Source organism: Veillonella parvula (assembly GCF_018366295.1).
GTDB classification, from domain to species: domain Bacteria; phylum Bacillota; class Negativicutes; order Veillonellales; family Veillonellaceae; genus Veillonella; species Veillonella parvula_P.
Genome location: NZ_JAGZIJ010000002.1, coordinates 50,528 through 71,050 on the forward strand (window position 1 = coordinate 50,528; position 20,523 = coordinate 71,050).

The 20,523-nt window shown below is 42.2% G+C and carries 12 protein-coding genes and 1 tRNA gene; 1 reads left to right on the forward strand and 12 read right to left on the reverse strand.

Features of this window, described 5'->3' with window-relative positions; all coding sequences use genetic code 11:
• Positions 1-60: 60 nt before the first annotated feature.
• On the reverse strand, positions 61-3,816 hold the full coding sequence (gene addA, locus KHY58_RS03270) for a helicase-exonuclease AddAB subunit AddA (RefSeq protein ID WP_278471978.1): 3,756 nt from the start codon (positions 3,814-3,816) through the stop codon (positions 61-63).
• Positions 3,806-7,300 (reverse strand): PD-(D/E)XK nuclease family protein, encoded by a 3,495-nt coding sequence (locus tag KHY58_RS03275; protein ID WP_120054959.1) that lies wholly within the window; start codon positions 7,298-7,300, stop codon positions 3,806-3,808. Before KHY58_RS03275 ends, addA begins: the two co-directional genes overlap by 11 nt.
• Positions 7,301-7,651: 351 nt before the next feature.
• On the opposite strand from KHY58_RS03275, the gene KHY58_RS03280 reads away from it, so the two are divergent.
• Entirely contained in the window at positions 7,652-8,644 is a 993-nt protein-coding gene (locus tag KHY58_RS03280; protein ID WP_021148621.1) for a hypothetical protein, read from the forward strand.
• 162 nt (positions 8,645-8,806) lie between these two features.
• Here KHY58_RS03280 and KHY58_RS03285 read toward each other — a convergent pair whose 3' ends face one another.
• The 10 genes from KHY58_RS03285 to dnaB form a co-directional block, all read right to left on the reverse strand.
• Positions 8,807-9,355, reverse strand: coding sequence for an SGNH/GDSL hydrolase family protein (locus tag KHY58_RS03285; RefSeq protein WP_120054961.1), 549 nt, complete (start codon positions 9,353-9,355; stop codon positions 8,807-8,809).
• A 148-nt stretch (positions 9,356-9,503) separates the two neighbouring features.
• The gene (locus KHY58_RS03290; RefSeq protein WP_008602189.1) at positions 9,504-10,730 is read right to left on the reverse strand and encodes an MFS transporter; all 1,227 of its coding nucleotides are present in this window, start codon (positions 10,728-10,730) and stop codon (positions 9,504-9,506) included.
• 102 nt (positions 10,731-10,832) lie between these two features.
• Positions 10,833-10,921: transfer RNA gene (locus KHY58_RS03295), tRNA-Ser, on the reverse strand.
• Between the two features lie 168 nt (positions 10,922-11,089).
• On the reverse strand, positions 11,090-12,043 hold the full coding sequence (locus KHY58_RS03300; protein WP_004694714.1) for a magnesium transporter CorA family protein: 954 nt from the start codon (positions 12,041-12,043) through the stop codon (positions 11,090-11,092).
• Between the two features lie 445 nt (positions 12,044-12,488).
• Complete coding sequence (locus KHY58_RS03305) at positions 12,489-14,618, reverse strand: heavy metal translocating P-type ATPase (RefSeq protein ID WP_004698110.1); 2,130 nt, start codon at positions 14,616-14,618, stop codon at positions 12,489-12,491.
• Between the two features lie 255 nt (positions 14,619-14,873).
• Positions 14,874-16,406 carry a glycine betaine ABC transporter substrate-binding protein gene (locus tag KHY58_RS03310; RefSeq protein WP_156697309.1) on the reverse strand — a complete coding sequence of 511 codons (1,533 nt, stop codon included), beginning with the start codon at positions 16,404-16,406 and terminating at the stop codon, positions 14,874-14,876.
• 172 nt (positions 16,407-16,578) lie between these two features.
• Entirely contained in the window at positions 16,579-16,905 is a 327-nt protein-coding gene (locus KHY58_RS03315) for a YolD-like family protein (RefSeq protein WP_004694706.1), read from the reverse strand.
• Positions 16,906-16,961: 56 nt separating this feature from the next.
• On the reverse strand, positions 16,962-18,245 hold the full coding sequence (locus KHY58_RS03320) for a DNA repair protein (RefSeq protein ID WP_278471986.1): 1,284 nt from the start codon (positions 18,243-18,245) through the stop codon (positions 16,962-16,964).
• Positions 18,246-18,468: 223 nt separating this feature from the next.
• Positions 18,469-18,888, reverse strand: coding sequence for a hypothetical protein (locus KHY58_RS03325; protein WP_239649300.1), 420 nt, complete (start codon positions 18,886-18,888; stop codon positions 18,469-18,471).
• A 209-nt stretch (positions 18,889-19,097) separates the two neighbouring features.
• Positions 19,098-20,456, reverse strand: coding sequence for a replicative DNA helicase (gene dnaB, locus KHY58_RS03330; protein ID WP_004694701.1), 1,359 nt, complete (start codon positions 20,454-20,456; stop codon positions 19,098-19,100).
• Positions 20,457-20,523 lie beyond the last annotated feature (67 nt).

The window sequence follows — 20,523 nt, forward strand, 5'->3', positions numbered from 1 at the left end:
AGCTCTCTATCAAAAGATAGAGAGCTTTTGTGTTTATTAATTTATAAGAATCTATGCGCATTAGTCCACAATAATTGCATCATGCAAGCGGAAGCTATAAATGTAACATGCTTTCACGGGCATTCCCGTCAATCGCTGCAAGGCCTCTTTATAGAGGTCCATTTGGATTTTATATCGTTTAATGAGTTCTTCTCCGGATGTAACGCGATCCGTTTTGTAATCTACGAGAACCCATTCGCCATCCTCTTCAAAGGCCGTATCAATAATACCTTGGAGGAACAAATTTTCCCCGTCCTCTAAGGTGTCGTATACGCGTTTTCCTTCAAAGAGCATGCTAAACGGCAACTCTCGTTCGATACGTTTTGCATTGATAAGGCGCTTACCAAGATCAGAGCTAAAAAATTTATACAAACTCGTATCGCTTAATAAATTCCGTTCTTCCTCTGTAAAAGTCCCATTCGCCACCAGTGCATCGAGTTCTTTCGTCAAAGAAGCTTGCGTATACATCACAAGAGGTAGCCATTGCATAGCCTCATGCATCAAGGTCCCCCATTGAGCACCGGTTAATACATCATCTTCAGACTGTAATGCTTGTGGCTTTCGACCGAATACGGAGTTTGCTAGGTCATCTGCTGAAACTTCTACCGTTGCAATCGGTTCATTCAAAGTATCAATAGTTCCTGCTTCAAGTTCTCGTTCTTGGAATCGTCGTTTTAATTCACTGACAGAAATTTTTGCGGTTCGGCGAGTAGCATCATTGTACGGATAGCTATAGTTGAAGCGGTCCACGATTTCCTGCGGTAATTCTACGGAATTAACAGCTTTTAACTCACGCACCTTGTTGATGGTTATCTCGTCGATATCCGCTTTGTAATCGAGATCACCATAAAGAGAGCCATCATGGATTTCAACCTTTAAACGGCACTGTTTATCCGGTAAATCAAAATAAGTTGGCCCTTCGTACTCAATGGCTACGCGCAATGGATTGCCACCATCTAAATGACGGGCAAATCCCATGATCATCCAGTCTAGATAGGTATTAGCTTGTGTAATAATATCTGTCGGTAACTGTTGAGTTTCTACGGAAGCCGCATTTTTAATGAGCTCACCTATGGTGCTTAACACACCTTTAGAATTTTTAAAGCCTTTAATAAAGCCTGTCATAAACAGCTTATCTCGTGCCCGTGTCAAGGCAACATAGAGAATGCGCTGCTCCTCCGCCTTGAGGGCCGCTTCTTTTACGTCTTTCACATAAAACCAAGGCATGGTCGGGAAGGACACTCGAATATCTGGGAAATACCCTTTCAAACCAAGACCTGCATTTTTATCGATAAGAAGCTCTGAACGCAAGTCCATCATGTTGAATCTTTTTTGTACACCAGATAGGAACACTACAGGGAATTCAAGGCCCTTACTCTTATGGATGGTCATGAGGCGCACCACATTGTCTGCCTCGCTCACCACATTGGCAAGAGGCATATCTTGGTTGCTGTCGCGTAAGCTTTCCACAAAGCGCAAGAACCTAAAGAGCCCTCGGAAGCCAGAGGCTTCATAGCCCTTGGCTCTATCGTATAAGGCGAGCACATTGGCACGGCGAACGAGGCCATTCGGCATAGCTCCCACATAGTTTACATAGTCTTGAGATTCGTAAATATCCCACAACAAGTCGGTCACACCATGACGACGCGATAAGGTGCGCCACCTTTCCATATGCCCAATAAAGGCCAATAAACGCTCATCTTGAGCCTCTTCTGCATAGGCTGGCATAAGAGACCATAAGGAGCCATCACCAGACAGGCGCAATGCACCTAGTTCATTGGCATCAAGACCTACCAGGCCAGAGTGCAACACGGCAGCCATCGGTAAATCTTGTTCCGGATTATCTATGACGGATAACAACGCCAATAAGAGTTGAATCTCTTGGGCTTCAAAGTAACCGTCTCGCTCATTTACAACTGCAGGAATCCCCGCTTGCCGCATGGCTTCTACGGCACGGGTGCCCCAGCCCGCTAAGGATCTGCGCAAAATAGCAAAGTCTCGCCACTCGATTTGACGGAATGTGCCATCTGGATTTTGTACCTGCTTCTTAGCCGCATGAATTTCCTTGATTTTTTGAATGATGAAATCTAGCTCACGCTCGTTGTTTTCAGGATCATCTCCTTCGTCCTCGTCACTTTCACTAGCACCAAGGGTATCCTTACTCACATCTAAGAGCTGTAATTCCACGTCACCACCGATCCAATCCTCTGGCGCATCCTCTACGATGCGGCCAGGAATGAGCGATTCAGCCTCTGTATAATTGAGCTCTGCCGCGTCTGCCGTCATGATTTGGTAGAACAAGAAATTCGTTGCAGCCAAGATATTTTCGTGAGATCGGAAATTCTTCGCTAGGTCGATACGACGTTCTACCGCATCATTGCCGCCGTACGTATTATATTTCTCCATGAACAGAGAACTATCGGCCATACGGAAGCTATAAATAGCCTGCTTCACGTCCCCCACATAAAACCTATTATCGATGCGAGAAATCAAGTTAATAATCGTCTCTTGCACGCCGTTCGTATCTTGGTATTCATCAACCATGATTTCTTTGAAAGTATCTTGTAGTTCCTTCGCTACTTCAGATGGCTGAGGATCATCCTCTGTGCCAGGCTCAACGAGAAGGGCCAAGCATAGATGCTCAAGGTCGCTAAAATCCATGATGCCTTGCTCTTGTTTCATATCCCGATACGCTTGATGGAACGCAATCGTCAGTTCTACTAACCCTTCTATGATTGGATATTGAGCCTTAAACTGCTCTTGCAAGGTAGCCTCCGGAACGGTGAATATAGCGGTTTGCATAGCTTTGAGGTCATCTTTATTTTGACCACCCAAAGATTTAAACTCTGCCACCAATATAGGGTCATAGGCTTGCGCCTCTTTTGAGCCCATACGGAACTGATCTTTAATAAAGGTATCCATATGTTTACAAGCTTCCCCCATGTCGTCCCAAGTTTGAGCCGCTGAAAGCATGCCTAGTGCAGCCAGTTGATTATCGTATATGTTTTGCCATTTATGAGGTCCTGTTGGATCGAGCAAGATTTGTTCCATCCGCTCTAAGCGCTCGCGAATGCGATCGATGACAGCCATGTGATTAGACCACATATATTGACCCCACAACGTATCACTAGGGTTTATGTCCATCGCCTCTTTATAAGGCTCTAAGGCTTTGCGTAGCCATCCATCGGGATTGGCGAGGGACATGGCGTAGTTATACAGGGACATAATCTTCGCCGTTAAGCCTGCATCGGATTTATCATCGCTGAAGAAATCCGCTAGCTCATAGATATTATAAAGGCCCTCTTCATAGGATTTAGTTAATAAATCGGCTAATACCTCTTGTTGTAGCAATGCCATTTCTGCTTCATTGCCGATGCGCGCTGTCGGATTAATGTCGAGCTTATAGAAATAGGAACGAATCACCCATTGGCAAAAGGAGTGCAATGTAGAAATATGAGCCGAGGGCAACAGATTGAGCTGTCGTTCAAGGCGCGCTTGTAGTGCAGCATCATCTGTAGATTCCATGGCTTTAGCCAAGGCAAGGCCAATACGAGCGCTCATCTCTTGGGCCGCAGCCTTTGTGAAAGTTACAACCATGAGTGCTTGAACAGATAAGGGATTATCCATGTCCTTAAGGCGCGTAATAATGCGTTCTACTAGGACCGCTGTCTTACCTGAACCGGCAGCGGCCGCAACAAGTAAGGTCTGATTATCTAAAGAGGAGTCCTTAGGCGCTATGATGGCAGACTCCTGCTCTGGCGTCCATTTAACACCCATGGTTTTCACCTCCTTTGCTACTATTATTTCCGTCGTTTAAGACCTCTTTCATCCGTTCTAATGCATCATCTTCGGACAATTTAGACAAATAATTATATCGATTACGGCTAGAGTCAAAGCGACATACCGTTCTGTAGTCGCAGAATGTACAAGGTCTAAGGCCATTCAATTGATATGGCTTAATCGGGAACTGCCCTTCCCCAATGTGACGACCCGTCTCAGCCATCACGTGATTTGTATAGCGGCACATTATGTCAAATTCACCTGTAGACTTAACCTTCCGCAAATCTCTGCTAGAAATGGTTTGATCTTTTTTCGTAGCAATCGGCACATAAGGCCCTCGCTTAGATCCATAGGACAAGAACTTATTGTCAATATGCGTCAACAACTCTATATCATCGGAGAAGTACCCACTGTTTTGCCAAGCATCGCTTTCATTAGCCAACGAAACGGCATCTTCATAAGATATAGGCGCATCAGCAGGGATTTTAGGGTTCTTCACGTAAGAGTAAACCACCGCCGCAGGGGACATAGATCCGCCATGTGTTTTACCATAAGCGGACTCCAAAGCCAACAGATAGGTCATGAGTTGCAGTTTAAGTCCATAATAGACATCTTGGGCCGTCACATGAGCACCACCCGACTTGTAGTCGATAACCATGCCATAGGTTTGATCATTTTTTGTATATTCGTCGATGCGGTCAATTTGACCGATGAGTCGCAAGTAACGGTTTTCACCAAGAGGGACTCGAATAGGATCCCAGCCACCTTGACGACCAAAGTCTTGCTCTAAATACTTCGTATCAAAATCGCTGCGCTTAGACCACTCTATGAGGCGGTCTACCGTCACATGTAATGTTCTCTGTACACGCTGTTCAATGGCCTTTTGGTAGGCATCGCTCGTTTCTTCACCTAGCTGATTTTCTTGCAAGATTTCGTCTGCCACAGTACGGCATAGATTTTCTTGTTCCTCTTCGTCGAGGTCACGCCATTGTTTGTTATTTTCTAATAGATAATTACCTAAGCGCTCTAAATTAGCATGTAAGAACGTACCGATTTCAGGAGCTCCAAAGGAGCGTACTGGACGTGGTTCTAGTTTCAAACCATATTGGGCATAGAACTTAAACGGGCATTGTTGGTATCGTTCAAGGCGTGTCACAGAACCAGACATGTAGCCTTTAGACAAGAATAGACCATTCACTAAATCCTGCGTTATGACAGGCACATCGTTGTTATCTCGAATGCCACGTGACACCTCCGCTAAACGAGGACGATAGGTTTCGCTTTCACGAGCCCAGTTATAGAGTCCCCACCAAAGAGGATTGACCTCATAACCACTAAAGAGAGCCCCCCAACGCTCAGATAGCAATGACAGACTTTGGAGTGGGCGCCACACGTAATCTGCCTCTGTATCAGGTGCAATGGAGAGAGGAATATCTACTGCCTGATCTATGTACCCAAGAGATTCTAATCGTTTCACAACGAGGGATGGCTCAAGACCTGTTCCATCCTCACCAGAGCCCGCATAGGACAAGGTCAACGAATCAGACGCCCGTGTCATGGCGAGATATAATAGGAAATTCTCGTTGAAAGCCTTCGGCAAGGCCCCTTCTGCTAAGGTAATTCCTGCATCGGCCAATTCTTGACGCTCCTTATCCTTAATGAGCCCTTCATCGCCCATACTTTGAGGGAATACACCTTGGTTGAGACCCATTACAAACACCTTAGGCCACCACTGGCTGTAGCCACGTTCGATGGTAGTAATCACCACATGATCTAAAGAAGGTGGAATCATAGAGTAGTTTACATCGCTAAGGCCTTCTTCGAGGAGGAGCATCATCTCATCCAGAGTCAATATTTCATCCTTCATGACCATAGAAATTTCGTCTATAAAGGAAAGAACCGCATTATACATCTGTTCATGACTAGCTTTGGATTCTTGATCACCTATAGTTTCTGCGTCCTTCGCCCATTCATAGAGCCGCTCTGGCACTTGTAAGATTTCTAATAAACCATAAAGTTGTGTACCCCACTCAGCCCCTGTATGACCCTCCGCATTAGCAGCAAAGTCAAACCATGGAGATAATATATCCATAATGGTTTCTCTTGCTTTGTTAACACGTGCTCTGCGTGGTGCATCTACGTGGCTCTCTTCATCTTGCCCCTCATGAAAGCCTCGTAGGTACGGCCAGCTTTCACGTTCCCATTTATAATGGTCGATACCAAACTCGAGAACGTAGTTCTCTAACTCATCTACAGCCTCACGAGTAAGCGGCATCAAGTCCGTCTTGAGCAATAGAAACATGCTGTCCCGACTATAGTTATGACGCACGATATCAAATAGAGCCGTCAATAGCTCGCCTAATGGATGGTTTTTCATAGGCCGCTGACGGTCAATAAAGTGCGGAATGCCGTAGCGAGCAAAAACCTTTTCTAAAGTGTCACCATAGCTTTCAGACTCGCGGAGCATAATACATACATCTCGGTAACGAGCCTCTTCAGATGAGTCTATATAGGCTAAAATACGACGAGCCACCGCATCGGCTTCGCGTTCCCTGTTATAGCCTCGAATAAGCGGAATCATTGCATCTGTAGTATTTTTCTTACTAGGGCTAGCAAAATAATTAGCCTCTAGCGCTTGAACGATTTGAGGTCCTCGTTTCCCATCAAAGCCAACCCAGTTGATACTAGAGCCATAACGAGCAACTAAGGTGTCGTAAATCTCTAAAGGGCGGCTGAAGAGATGCTCCCCTCGACGAACTAGATTTAACGCCTTTGGGGCCATCGGTAAATCGATAGTAATAACGGCTTCCTTTGCCAAGTCAAACAAGGTATAAATCAACTCGTAGTGTGTGGGCGTAAACCAATGAAAACCATCGATAAAGACGTGGCTATTCTCCATGAGAGGAGATTGTGGCAAAGCCTCTACGATTTCCATGATAGGATCGATGTCGCGCTCCCCATGACGACTGAGTTCCTCTTCATAGGCGGACATACAGATAGCTAGCTCGCGCAATTTCTTTTGTAATACATTATTTTTAACAGATTCTGCCCCTCGTTCTAGATCAGCAGGGCCTACACGGAAGGCGCGGAATTCAGAAAAGAGCTGTTGCAATACGGAGGAAAACTCAGGCCGCTTTGTAGCCTGTTCTAACAGCCCCAGTTCCTTTTGCTTTCGTTTCATTACAAGGCGCAACAACATAGACCGGCCAAAGCTTGATAAACTTGATTGACCAGCCCCTTTTGAGCCTATAGATTGATATACCTGATAACCCAAACGCCCAAAGCCTACGACACGAACCGTAGTAAAGCCTTTTTCAGGCATAAATTCAGCTAGCTCCCGTTCTACCCGATAGGTGGCAGGTTCAGGAACAAGTAAAATTATTGGTTCCCCTGGACAATCTGTCATGACCTGACGTATGCGCTCATATACGGCACGTGTCTTGCCTGATCCAGCCCGTCCATAATAGACGCTAATACTCATGAGACCTCCCTAGTGAAACTTTCACCATCTCAATTGATGTAATTCACAAATGTATGTTGCTCATATCATTTAACGCATTAGATATAGCACTACACAAATTAGTTGTAGCACTATACGAATTAGATATAGCATTAAACGAAGTTTTTCGATATAATAAATTACTATACTGATTATTATTATATAGTAATATGACATTCTATGGCTAATTGTACAATATTTGACTCATCTGATTATATTTATTTATAATTAAGATAATATTTTATATTTTATTTACAATTAGCATGAATTCCTATATAATACAATTTAGTATCTGTGTTATTTGTAAAATCATGTATTTAGGAGTAAATTATTATGAACAAAAAACATTTAGCAACTGCTTTTGCAGTATTTGCAGCGACAACAATGTCTTTCTCTGCTTTTGCTGCAACTATCGATGCTAATGCACGCGCTTATGAACGTGCTTCAGCAGAGCAATATTCTTATCCTGCACCACAAGCGGCTACGCCAGCTTACCAAACTAGTTATGCCACAAGTGCACCGCGCCCTGGTTACAAACCATTGCCAGCAGTGCCTTATACAGCAGGCGATATGGCTCAACAAATGCCTGTATCTAAAGAATTAGGTGATCCAATCTTTGTGGCACCACAAACAACAGCTGTAGGTCTTCAAATCATGGATCCTATCCCTACTGAAGCCCAACCGGTATACCAAGAAACTGTAAACTCCGTAACAGCTAATGGCAACGGCAGCTCCTACATTTCTCGCTACAAAGCTAACCAATTAAATGCGTTTGACTTATTGTTAAATGGCAAAACTTACACATATGACTTGCCTGCATACACTAATGGCTACCAAGTTAAAACTGCTAGCTCTTACAACCGTGCTGGCAACGGTGTTGCGAATGTATTCTCTACAAACGTAATCACTGAAGCAGTTGTAAATAACAACTCTTTGCGCATCACTGTAAACATGACTCAACCAACAGCTATAGCAGCTGCTAAATTGCGTTCCATGCAACAAACTGGTCAAGTAGCAAATGGTGAAGTAGCTGCATTGTTCGCTTACAATGAAAGCTATGATGGTGTAAAACAAGCGGCTCATTACGATATTTTCAACAATAACGGTCGTTACATCGTTGTTAAATCCGGTGCTGTAACTGTACCAAATGGTGCGCAACATCCTTACGCAACTGCATTATTCGCAGTAACTGAAGACACTGTAGCAGCTGTAACCGTATCTGGCAACACTGCTGAAGCTTCTGATTTAGTAAAAGGCACTGCATACGCAATTGCACAATCTGCTAAGGTGTCCAATAACAAAGTATCTACTAAATCTAAAAAATAATTCGTTACGAATTTAATTTTATCTGGTGAAAGCCCCCAACTTTCACTAGCACAAAAGACTATAAATCACTAACTCCCCCAATGAGGCAACTCATTAGGGGAGTTTTTATGTTCTTTATATTACGTTGTATTATAGTCCCGTTCCAGTTCTATTATAGCTCCGTTATAATCGCGTAAAGACCTCTAATGCCTTATACGCCATTAATCGATAACCACGCTCGTTGGGATGAACCTCTCCGGCAAAGACAATTTGTCCAATTTGATCTGCTTCAAACAAGGTAGTATAGAAATCTATAACTTTAATATTATGCGCCTCTGCGTAAGCTTTTAGCTGTTCATTAACCTCTCGTACAACCAGATCCAATCCGTCCATATCGCTATCAATTTGAGTTTCTAAACCGATGATTACCTTCCCTTTTGTACTAGCCAGCTCAATAGCTTTCACCAAAGCCTTGTACACATAGGTACTATCTCGACCTTGTAAAATATCGTTAGTGCCACACATCAAGAAAATATAACGTGTTGGATCGGATACAGCAGTAACCGCCCAATTTTCAATATTATATATCATCCCCTGTACGGAGCAGCCATCTTCACCATAATTTGTAAAATTAACACCCTCTATGGATGCATCACAGATTTCGACCCAACCCCGTCCATAAGGCACATCATAGCCACGCGTAATGCTATCGCCAAAACAGATGATTTCCATTTACATCCCTCCTGTACTATGACTCAATCATATAATAAAAGAACACCATACACAATATACATATTAATTACAAAAAGGACCCGTTTTGAACTGCCCTCCAATTAGATACAATTTTTAGAAAGGCAGTTCATTTACGGATCCTTTTATATTATTTAAGACGAATGAAGAACAATGCACATGCACCGATAATAGGCGCTATAGCGATAGACATCAAAGACATTTGGTAGCTACCCGTCATGACAAGGACATTGCCCAAGAGAAGTGGTGCCAAGAGTGCACCAATTTGGTTAAACAAATTTACAAAGCCCGCTGTTGTGCCGCGTAAATGAGGCGCTGCAGATTGAACTACAAGGGCATTGGTCAACGCACTATGCATAAAGGCACCTATACCGAGGATTGGACCTGTTACAAAGAGCATATTTGGATTTGCCGTACTTGCAAACAAGATTAAAGCTGGCGCAAATAAGAACATAACGAGCGCCGCTAAATGGTTCTTCTTAATTGGCAAAATATCAGATAAAATACCGATCGTTGGTTTTGCAATTAGCGCAGCCGTACCGAACACGCTCATGACTTGGCCTGCATAGATAGCCGTTACACCTAATTGTTTAACCATGTACAAGTTCGCCCATTGCGTTACGCCCCAAGTCGTACCTGTTGCGAAGAAGCCAGCAATCGCTAAGCAACGAATATTGCGGTTAGAAACGATGTGCTTCAAGTTTTCTACTAAAGACGTTTGTCCTACGCCAAGCTTAGCAGCCGCTTCAGAAGCCTCTGCCTCTCGTTGTGCGAGAACTTCTGCACTAGGCTTACGCACCGTGAAGTAACATAACACGAGTACTACCAATGGCAAGATTGCTGTAGCAAGGAATGCAGTTTGCCAACCGTAATGTGTAGCCACATACGGTGCGTAAAGGTTTACCGTAGTAATACCAAAGGAAGTACAACTCATGAAGATACCTACGGCCGCACCGCGTTGGTTCGGACCGAAGTGATCGCCGATAGCACTCAAGCAAGAAGCTTGTACAGGGCCAGACATAACACCTAGCAAGAAGCGCAAGCCCCAAGCCATGTTATAGTCTGTAATGGTACTCATCAAAGCCGTTACAGCAGCCATACCAATCAAACTAAACAAGATAGTACGTCTATAACCGATTTTATCGGCTAAGATGCCACCTGGTAATACCGTTAACGCATACCCAAAGTAAAAGGCCGAAATGTGTTGAGCCCCCATCTTAGCTGTAAAATGCAACGCCTCATTGAGGATAGGCATAACAGATGCCCAAGACAAGCGCATAACAAAGCTCAACAAGAACGTGAGCCACACGCTAGCGAGAATTAAAATCTGAGTTCGCGAGAAACTAAGTCGATTCATACGAGCTCCTTTCTACAGAATATCTAATAAATATATCGATAGCATACCATAGTGAATAAAGATTGAAAAGCCCTCTAGGCATAAACCTAGAGGGCTTTATTATGGCGGAGAGGGTGGGATTCGAACCCACGGCCCCTTGCGGAGTCACTGGTTTTCAAGACCAGCTCCTTAAACCACTCGGACACCTCTCCATAACGGTACTATTATATCAAATTGACCTAATAATAAGCAATAACGTAATACGTAAAGAAGCAATAATATAATACATAAGCAAGCAAAAAAGCCGACTTGCAGCCAGCTTTTTCATTTGTATTTAACATTTAGTATTGCCCTAATCTTTTAGTTATTTGTCATATATGCTAGAATAGGTCTTTTTTCCACATGCCTATGATAGCAATGATGGAACACACCACGGAAATACCTACTACTTCGTAGAATCCATTCGGATCATCCTGGAACGGCAACGCCACATTCGTTCCCCACAGACTGAATATGATTGTGGGCACCGCCAAAGTAATCGTAAGGGCCGCCAACATTTTCATAACCATGTTGAGGTTGTTAGAGATGATAGATGTGAAGGCGTTCATCATGTTCATCAAGATATTGGAATACATTTCAACCATCTCGATGGCCTGTTTATTCTCGATGATAACGTCCTCTAGTAAATCTTCATCCTCTTCGTACATCTTGAGCAAATGTCTATAAGTGCTGTGACCACGCAAGCGCAATAGGCGTTCCATAACAGTTCCATTCGTACGCAACGCAGAGGTAAAGTATGTCATGGATTTCTGTAATTCCAATAGTTGGAAGAAGTCTTTATTCTTCGTTGTATGACGCAACTGAACTTCAATATCGTCGGTACGGCGATTAATTTGTTGCAAATAACGTAAGAACAATGTGGCTGTACGGTACAAGATTTGGAACAAGAACCGCGTCTTTTTATATGTATAGAATGTAGACAGTTGGTTTGAAATGAACGGATACAACACCTCGGATTCTTCAAGACATACAGTAATGAAGAAGTCAGGCGTCAAAAAGATACCGAGCGGCACCGTATCGTACATATCATTACCGCGAATCGCAGGAATGTTGATAACCACGAAAATATAGTTGTCCTCTAACTCCACGTGAGAACGTTCTTCCATATCGAGGGCGGTCTTTAAAACGTCCGTTGGAATTTCCGTCAAAATATTGATGAGGGACAACTCATCGGGGTCTGGGTTCACCAAATTTACCCAAGAACCTTTTGTGGCATCTGATACAGTGCAGTCCGAAACTAACTCTTCTTCTATGTGTTTGTACACCGTGATCATGCTATCCCTCCTTTCAACGAACATATAGTAATCATCTAATAAATTATATACTATTTTATAGCTATTATTCAATTCAATTGTGAAAGTTTTGTTTATGTAGTATATACATAAATCACTTTATGTCTATTAACAATGCACAATTGTATATGTTAAAAGCATCTCAAAACATCCTTTTATCAAATCTACCAAAAAATCTAGCGAGCACATAGATTAATAAAGCTGCTAAACTAAAAAATCCACCAAAAGATTAAACCACTAAAACTTACAGTGAGTAAGTATGCAAACAAATAATCAGCAATATATCATTAGGTTAAATCTTATAAAAATAACCTCTATACTAGCTTATCGCTAATATAGAGGTTATTTGTTTTATCCTACTCTGTCAAATCAGAATCATGTCATTTGTTATATTTCTGCATTAATCTATAAGATTACTTTCACCAAATTAACGGCGCAAGATACGAATAGAGTTCAAAATACAAAGAATGGATACGCCAGTATCACCGAATACCGCCCACCACATGGATGCATAGCCCATAAGGCCTAGCGCCATGATAAGAATTTTAACGGCAATAGCGAATACTACATTTTGCCAAGCAACACGCAATGTTGCTTTGGACAAGTCTAGGATATGTGCAATGGCAGTCAAGGATGGACGCATGAACACAACATCTGCCGCCTCGATAGCCGCATCAGCACCACTACCCATCGCGCCACCTACATCAGCACCTGCAAGTACTGGAGCATCGTTGATGCCATCCCCTACGAACATAGTTGGACCATATTCAGAGCGAATATCTTGTACAACAGACAATTTATCTTGAGGCAACAACTGAGCACGTACAGCACTTACGCCAGTTTCTTTAGCAATGTAATTTGCACTTGCTTCAGCATCACCTGTAAGCATAACAGTTTTAATATCTTGACCATTAAGATTAGCAATCGCTTCAGCAGAGTCTGGGCGAGCTTCATCGGCGATGATGATACGACCTAAGTATGTATTACCTTCTGCGACAAGAACTTCTGTGCCATATTCAGCAGCTTCTGTTGGATAGCCTTGCACATTATAGCGTTCCATAAGACGACGGTTACCAATAAGTACTTGTTGACCATCTGCCATACCTACCATACCTTCACCAGCTAACTCTTGAACGAAATCAGAAGGTTCCACTGTAAGGCCTTGATCTTTTGCTTCAGACACGATGCTTGTTGCGATTGGATGTGTAGAAACGGCTTCGATAGCTGCCGCCATGGATAACAATTGACTGGAACTTACATGAGAGCCTACAGTTTCTACGCTGTGAACTTTGAACTCACCAGATGTGATAGTACCAGTTTTATCAAGAGCTACTGCTTTCACATTAGCCAACGCCTCGATAACTCGACCACCTTTTAATAAGATACCGTGTTTAGACGCATTGCCGATACCGGAGAAGAATGCAAGTGGCACGCTAAGCACCAATGCACATGGGCAAGAAATAACGAGGAATGTTAAGGCTGTGTAGATCCATTTATGCCATTCACCAGTAATAAGGGATGGGATGATAGCTACAGCCAATGCAAAAGCTACAACGATTGGTGTGTATACGCGAGCAAAACGAGTAATGAAACGGTCGATTTTAGGTTTAGAGGATGCTGCATTTTCCACGGCATCAAGAATTTTAGTAACCATGGATTCTTCAAGAACCTTATCTACACGCATTGTAATGCGACCAGATTCGTTGATACAACCAGACATAAGTTGAGTGCCAGGTACGGCGCGAACAGGTACAGGTTCACCTGTTACAGGTGCTGTATTAACGCGTGTTTCACCTTCAAGCACTGTGCCGTCTAGAGGAATTAAATCGCCAGGACGAACTTCGATAGTCCAGCCTACTTCAACCTTTTCAGGAGCCATAACTACGATTTCACCACCGCAGTCTGTATCTACAACGCGCACCTCTTGAGGACGCATATCAACAGCGTTCATGATTTCTGTACGACTACGATCAGTTGCTTTTTCTTCGAAGAACTCACCGATACGGTAGAACAAGATAACGCCTACGGCCTCAGGCAATGCATCGATAGCAATAGCACCCAATGTAGCGATAGACATCAAGAAGTTCTCGTCGAACACTTGGCCTTTTAAGATATTGCGACCTGCGATGCGCAATACTGGGAACGCAAGAAGAATATACGCAACATAGTAAATTGGAGTTTCAATACTCTCTGGTAAGCTGATGGATGGGACAAAGGATGACAAAACATCATAAATCATAAATAACAAGCCTGCTACGATGACTGCAATTGTTACAGCATCACCATCACGATCCTGGTCAGGACCATGATCATCCATAGCCGCTTTGGATTTACGTTCATAATCTGCTACGGTTATGCCCTCTTCGATGGCATCACAAATGTCTTGAATGTCACGTTTAAGAGCTTCACGGTCTTCCCAAGAGCCGGTTAATTTTAATTGATGTGTAGCAAGTGTGAAATTGGCAGTCTCTACCACATCCATTTTACAGATACGATCTTCAATTTTTGCTGCGCAGTTCGGACAGTTCAAATCCTTCAATAACAATGTTTCTTCCATGATATCTCCTTTGATAATAGTGAACGCTTCTATCCTGTATTGTAAGTTAATAGGTAATATTTTTCTAATACTTATTAGACATATCTTGTTTCATATCTTGTTATATATGTTCCTAAACATTTTTCATCAGATATTTTTATTTATATGAATACCTGTTCATATGTTTATATTACATCAAAGGAGATTAAATGTCAATACAAAATCATATTCAACATATATCAAATTTTATTTACTTTAGTTCTAACTATATTCACCTTATATCAAATTTCGTTCTACCAGGAATTTATGTGCTACATCAGCTGGTAGTTGATGTTCCGTTTCAACGGCGTAATTCATCTTCGCCATCTCTTGATCTGTAATCGTATGATTCAAACTTTCTAATACAGGGCGCAGTTCAGGATGAGCAATCAATACTTCGCTACGTACCACATTGCCAGACATATAAGATGGATATAAATGTTTATCATCTTGTAACACCGTAATCGGTGCGATACTTAATTGACCATCAGTCGTGAATATCGGCATTACATCCACCTCATCACGACTAATAGCCGTATATTTTAGCCCTATATCCATATCTTTAGTAGCTTTAAATCTCATGCCATACACGCGTTGTAATCCAGCATAGCCATCTTCACGTCCAAAGAAATCATATTCCCCTCCTAATGTTAGGGATGGTGCTATACGAGCAAGATCAGAATACGTTTTTACGCCATAACTCTGAGCAATTTCATTACGCACCCCTATGCCATAGGTATTATTAAAACCGTACATGCCGACCCACTCAAAATTATATTTCTCTTTATAGGCCTGTGAAAGCTCATTAAATAGACTTTCATCATACGTATCCGTACGTTTTAGCACAGCAGACCAAGCTGTACCAGTATATTCAGGATATATATCAAATTGGCCAGAAAGCATAGCTGGTTGAATATTTGATGTACCACCACCGACACCTTCTGTAACCTCTACGGTTAAATCAGTCTTCTTCTCGATCAATTCTTTTAAAACATTCCCCAAAATAAGCTGTTCCGTCATGGGTTTCGTTGCAATATGAATAACATCGGTCTTCACATGACGGCAATACATAGCCCAACCACCTATACCCATCGCAATTATCATCATCATCGAAACAAATATAATCGTATAGCGCTTCATATGAGGGCTAATACGCGTTACTCTTTCACCTAAAGAAAAGAGAGCATCAACGGTAATGGCTAATAGGGCAATCAGTAGACTGCCTGCAATTGTCAAAGCACTTTGATTCGTTGTAATCCCCCTATAAATCGCTACACCTAAGCCACCAGCACCAATAAAGGACGCAATACCTGTCAAGGCAATGGTCATAACGAGCATGGTCCGTATACCAGCCATAATAGTCGGCATAGCCAAAGGAATCTCTATATTCCACAAACGTTGAATCCGCGTGAGCCCTAATGCAATCCCCGCTTCACACATGGCTTGATCAATCTGGTTAAGACCAGTAAATGTATTTCGTACCATCGGTAATAAAGCATATATAACCAATGCAATGATAGCCGTCGTATTACCAACACCTGATACGTACAACAAAAGGCCTAACATCGATATAGATGGAATTGTATATAGGAAATTAACCACTACCATAACTGGCGCAGCTAGCCGTTTATATTCGTATATAAACACACCCAATAAGCCACCGATGATGGTAGCAATAACAGAAGCTAATACTGAAATTTCTATATGCTCCCATAATAGCTGGAGGAAAAAATCATAGCGATTTATAAGTAATGATATGACATCATGCATTACATACACCGCCTTTCTAAGTCAAAAACACGAAAAATTATATAGGTATATTAGAGTCAACAAAACTAAAGAAATCTTTATAAAGCTATATTTACCCATGATACTATTGTATACCTAATTATTTCTTAACTCTAGTCTATTTACCATACACAGTAAAAGCCATCATTTATATTTATATATCATACAAGTTTAGCTCTTTAATATATCTGAAAGGAATAACAGTTCCTTGTACAGATAGAATTTGTAATTGCTCACTAATCATATCAACAGCTCCTATAAGTTCCGTATATTTTCGTTTGTTGTAGTAAACGATTCGTACCCACTCCCCACAACGTACAGATTGTAAAACTGTATTTAACTCGTCTATTTGATCCTCTGATAACTCTGCCCGATTTTCTTTTGGCTTTGCTACAGCGGCTAATAACGCTTCAAATCCCCTCAATGCCGCAAAGGGCATAAATTGTTTTGCTCGCTGTAACCGAGACATGCGATGTTTCATTAATGTATACCTCCCCTTACGCGACTAATGTATTTCCAATGTATCCATTATAATATCTATTCCCCATTATGACCGCCTACCAAGGTATTTCTAAAGCGCATGGTTCCTTCCTCTTGTAAGCTCGATGCACGCAAAATAGAATTCTTACCAAACTGTTTCTTAATGGATAGCATAGCCTCTTGTACCTGTCGCTCTTTTTCCTCTTCATTTGTAGTAAGAGTGCTAAATAGGTCCACCTCTTGAGGTATGGCGGATCGATTGACTAAATCCTCAAAGCTGACCCCTATACGCCGTATGAGCTCATTCTTATGGCAATGCTGCTCGTATAATTTAATAACCGCCGTCGTCAAGGTCTGTAGAGAATCTGTATACTGCTTAAGCTTTTTAGAACCTCCTGTAGAGCGCATCATTTCATTAGCATAGCCGATATGAACATAGATATGATTTGTAACCCCTTTAATTTGTAAAAGCTCTAACACCAAGGACTCTACCATTTCACGCATAGGCACGCATGCCTCTTCATAGGTATAATTGCGCAACAAAATCTGACTGTGCGAGATAGAGTGCTTAATGGGGCGATACGCATGGATATCCGCAATCGTACAAGGCTCACGGCCCCAAGCATGGTCAATGATGAGCTCTGCATTAATGCCAAACTCCTTGTACAACTTCGCTTCTGGAATCATGGTAATACCATGTAAATCATAAGCACCATACTTATGCAAACGATTAGCTATGCCCTTACCAATCTGCCATATATCGGTCAAGGGCTGATGATACCAAATTTTCTCTTTAAAAAGGCTTTCATCAAGATAACCTATAAAATCAGGTGCATGTTTCGCCAAAATATCGAGGGCAATCTTGGCGAGAAACAAATTCGTTCCAATCCCAACGGTGGCATAAATCTTCGTTGCCGCTAGCACCGCATCAAGCAACATCTGCGCCAACTGACGAGGCGTCTTTTTATATAATGGCAAATAAGGCGTGATATCGATGAAATACTCGTCGATAGAGTACACATGTACATCTTCGGGCGCCACATACTTGAGCAAGGTTCCATAAATCTCAGCAGATACCTGCATATACCGCTTCATATGTGGCTTCACCGTCAAATACTCAATATGCGGTGGAATCTGAAATAATCGGCTGCGATTTTTAACACCTAACTTTTTTAAGGCTGGAGAAATAGCCAACGTAATAGCCCCCTTGCCACGAGAACCATCGGCCACCACCAAAGGTGTTGTAAACGGATCCAGTCCCAAATCGGCGCATTCTACAGATGCGTAAAAACACTTCAAATCAATACACATATACAGCCGATCCGTATCAGCTGAACCCATACAAACACCTCCCTAAAGCGCTAAACAACTAGCTTTTACAAAAATTAAGAACACAAGAATTTGTATGACTAGTATAACAAAAATTCGCAGTATTTTCAAACATATGTTTGTCTTTATAAAGGTAATTTTATAGAAAAATAAAAAGCACCTAACACTAGATATATAATCTAATGTTAGATGCCATATGTTTAACAAACTATTAAAGATAGCTAATTTATTTCTATCAAAACAAACTTAATAACACTAATCCCCCTAATACAATTGAAACAGCGCCATACTCAATAGTTATCGTCACATTATCTATACTTACTTCTCCATTTTTTGCAAGCACACCTGTCGGACTAAATTGAACCATAGGTCCACTGGTTGGTGCAAAAGGAATATAAAACTCTACACTCTCAGCAGTATGAGTTTCACCATTCAAAATATACTTAATATCATAACCATAAATATATCTATCCGCACCAATCACTCTAAATGGTATTTCCTTTGTAACTCGTGGAAGTATAGACACAATCGTTACTGGAGTTCCATTGCGACGTAATAAAAATCGTTTGATAATTAAATACAACCCACTAATTATTAACCCAAGAGCCACACAAAAGAAGTAAAACACAAAAAACTCAGTACCTCTAACCATCATACGCTCCTCTCCCAACAATACAACGAAAACTATCGAGTGCCACTATATTGATGGGACACCTTCATATCTACAGTGATAAAAAGAAAGGACTATACTTATGCAGCGACATCAGGTCACGAGGAGCAAAGAAGTATAGTCCTTTCTTTTTAATTAAAATGTAGCTATGTCACGGGGCCCCATCAATATAGGCCCCCCCACGATAGTTTTCATTATTGTTCCGGCCCTAGGTCTCGGAATTCTACGTCTCTAAATTGTGTTAATTCTCCAACGAATTGGAGTTCCACAGTACCGACGGAGCCATTACGATGTTTACGAATGAGGACCTCTGCATTGTCCCCTTTTTCAGAGTTTTCATCGTAATATTTATCGCGGTACAAGAAGATAACGATATCCGCATCTTGCTCGAGGGAACCAGATTCACGAAGGTCCGAAAGTACAGGCCGTTTGTCTGGTCTGCTTTCAACACTACGAGATAACTGAGACAAAGCGATAACCGGTACGTTAAATTCACGAGCAATCAATTTAAGATTACGAGAGATTTCGGACACCTCTTGTTGACGGTTCTCGCTGCCCTTGCCAGCGTTGCGACCTTGCATCAACTGAATATAGTCGACGATAACGAGATCAAGACCATGTTCCACCTTGAGACGGCGCAATTTGGAGCGCATATCTTGTACGGTAAGACCCGGCGTGTCATCGATAAAGAGCTTGGATTTACTCATGCGGTCCGCTGCGGCAATAACCTTTTCCCAGTCAGCAGGATCCATGTTCGCACGGCGCAATTTTTCAGAGCTCACACCTGCCACGGAGGACAAAATACGACCAACGAGCTGTTCCTTGCCCATTTCCAGGGAAAAGAACGCCACCGTCTTGTCGTACAACATCGTTACGTTTTGAGCGATGTTCAAGGTGAAAGCTGTTTTCCCCATCGCAGGACGAGCCGCTACGAGGATGAGGTCAGATTTTTGTAAGCCGTTGAAAATATGGTCCACATCTTTAAAGCCTGTTGGCACACCTGTAATAGCACCATCATGCTGTTGCAGTGCATTAAGTTTATCTAGATTAGATAAAACCACTTCACCAATAGCTGCAAAGGAGGATTCAGACTGAGTTTGACCGCTTACGTCTAGCACCATTTGCTCTGCCTTATTGAGGATTGCCGTCGGCTCATCTTCGCCAGCATACGTCATGCCTACGATTTTATTCCCTGCATCGATGAGGCGGCGCAACTGAGCTTTCTCGCTGATGATTTTCGCATGTTCCTCTACATTGTAGGAAACCGATTCATTCGCAAGAGATGTAATATAAGCAAGACCACCTACTGCATCAAGGCGCTTACGACGGTCTAGTTCTTCACCAACTGTGATAAAGTCAGCCGTCTTATTGGCATGCACGATTTCTAGAATAGCATCGTAAATAATACGATGTGCATCTCGGTAAAAATCTTCAGATTTAAGAATACTCGTCACCGTATCTACAACGGCACCCATATTGGATCCATTAGTTAATAAAGCCCCCAAAACGGCCTTTTCCGCATCTAGATTATGCGGTGGAATGCGTACATCCATGATAATCCCCTTCACACAACCACTATGGATAAAAGAATTCACCATACTCAAAGAGCATGGTGAATAC

Bases quoted from the DNA above. Each gene is read 5' to 3' on its own strand.
- addA (WP_278471978.1), bottom strand. From the start codon at position 3,816: ATGGGTGTTAAATGGACGCCAGAGCAGGAGTCTGCCATCATAGCGCCT.
- KHY58_RS03275 (WP_120054959.1), bottom strand. From the start codon at position 7,300: ATGAGTATTAGCGTCTATTATGGACGGGCTGGATCAGGCAAGACACGT.
- KHY58_RS03280 (WP_021148621.1), top strand. From the start codon at position 7,652: ATGAACAAAAAACATTTAGCAACTGCTTTTGCAGTATTTGCAGCGACA.
- KHY58_RS03285 (WP_120054961.1), bottom strand. From the start codon at position 9,355: ATGGAAATCATCTGTTTTGGCGATAGCATTACGCGTGGCTATGATGTG.
- KHY58_RS03290 (WP_008602189.1), bottom strand. From the start codon at position 10,730: ATGAATCGACTTAGTTTCTCGCGAACTCAGATTTTAATTCTCGCTAGC.
- KHY58_RS03300 (WP_004694714.1), bottom strand. From the start codon at position 12,043: ATGATCACGGTGTACAAACACATAGAAGAAGAGTTAGTTTCGGACTGC.
- KHY58_RS03305 (WP_004698110.1), bottom strand. From the start codon at position 14,618: ATGGAAGAAACATTGTTATTGAAGGATTTGAACTGTCCGAACTGCGCA.
- KHY58_RS03310 (WP_156697309.1), bottom strand. From the start codon at position 16,406: ATGCATGATGTCATATCATTACTTATAAATCGCTATGATTTTTTCCTC.
- KHY58_RS03315 (WP_004694706.1), bottom strand. From the start codon at position 16,905: ATGAAACATCGCATGTCTCGGTTACAGCGAGCAAAACAATTTATGCCC.
- KHY58_RS03320 (WP_278471986.1), bottom strand. From the start codon at position 18,245: ATGGGTTCAGCTGATACGGATCGGCTGTATATGTGTATTGATTTGAAG.
- KHY58_RS03325 (WP_239649300.1), bottom strand. From the start codon at position 18,888: ATGATGGTTAGAGGTACTGAGTTTTTTGTGTTTTACTTCTTTTGTGTG.
- dnaB (WP_004694701.1), bottom strand. From the start codon at position 20,456: ATGGATGTACGCATTCCACCGCATAATCTAGATGCGGAAAAGGCCGTT.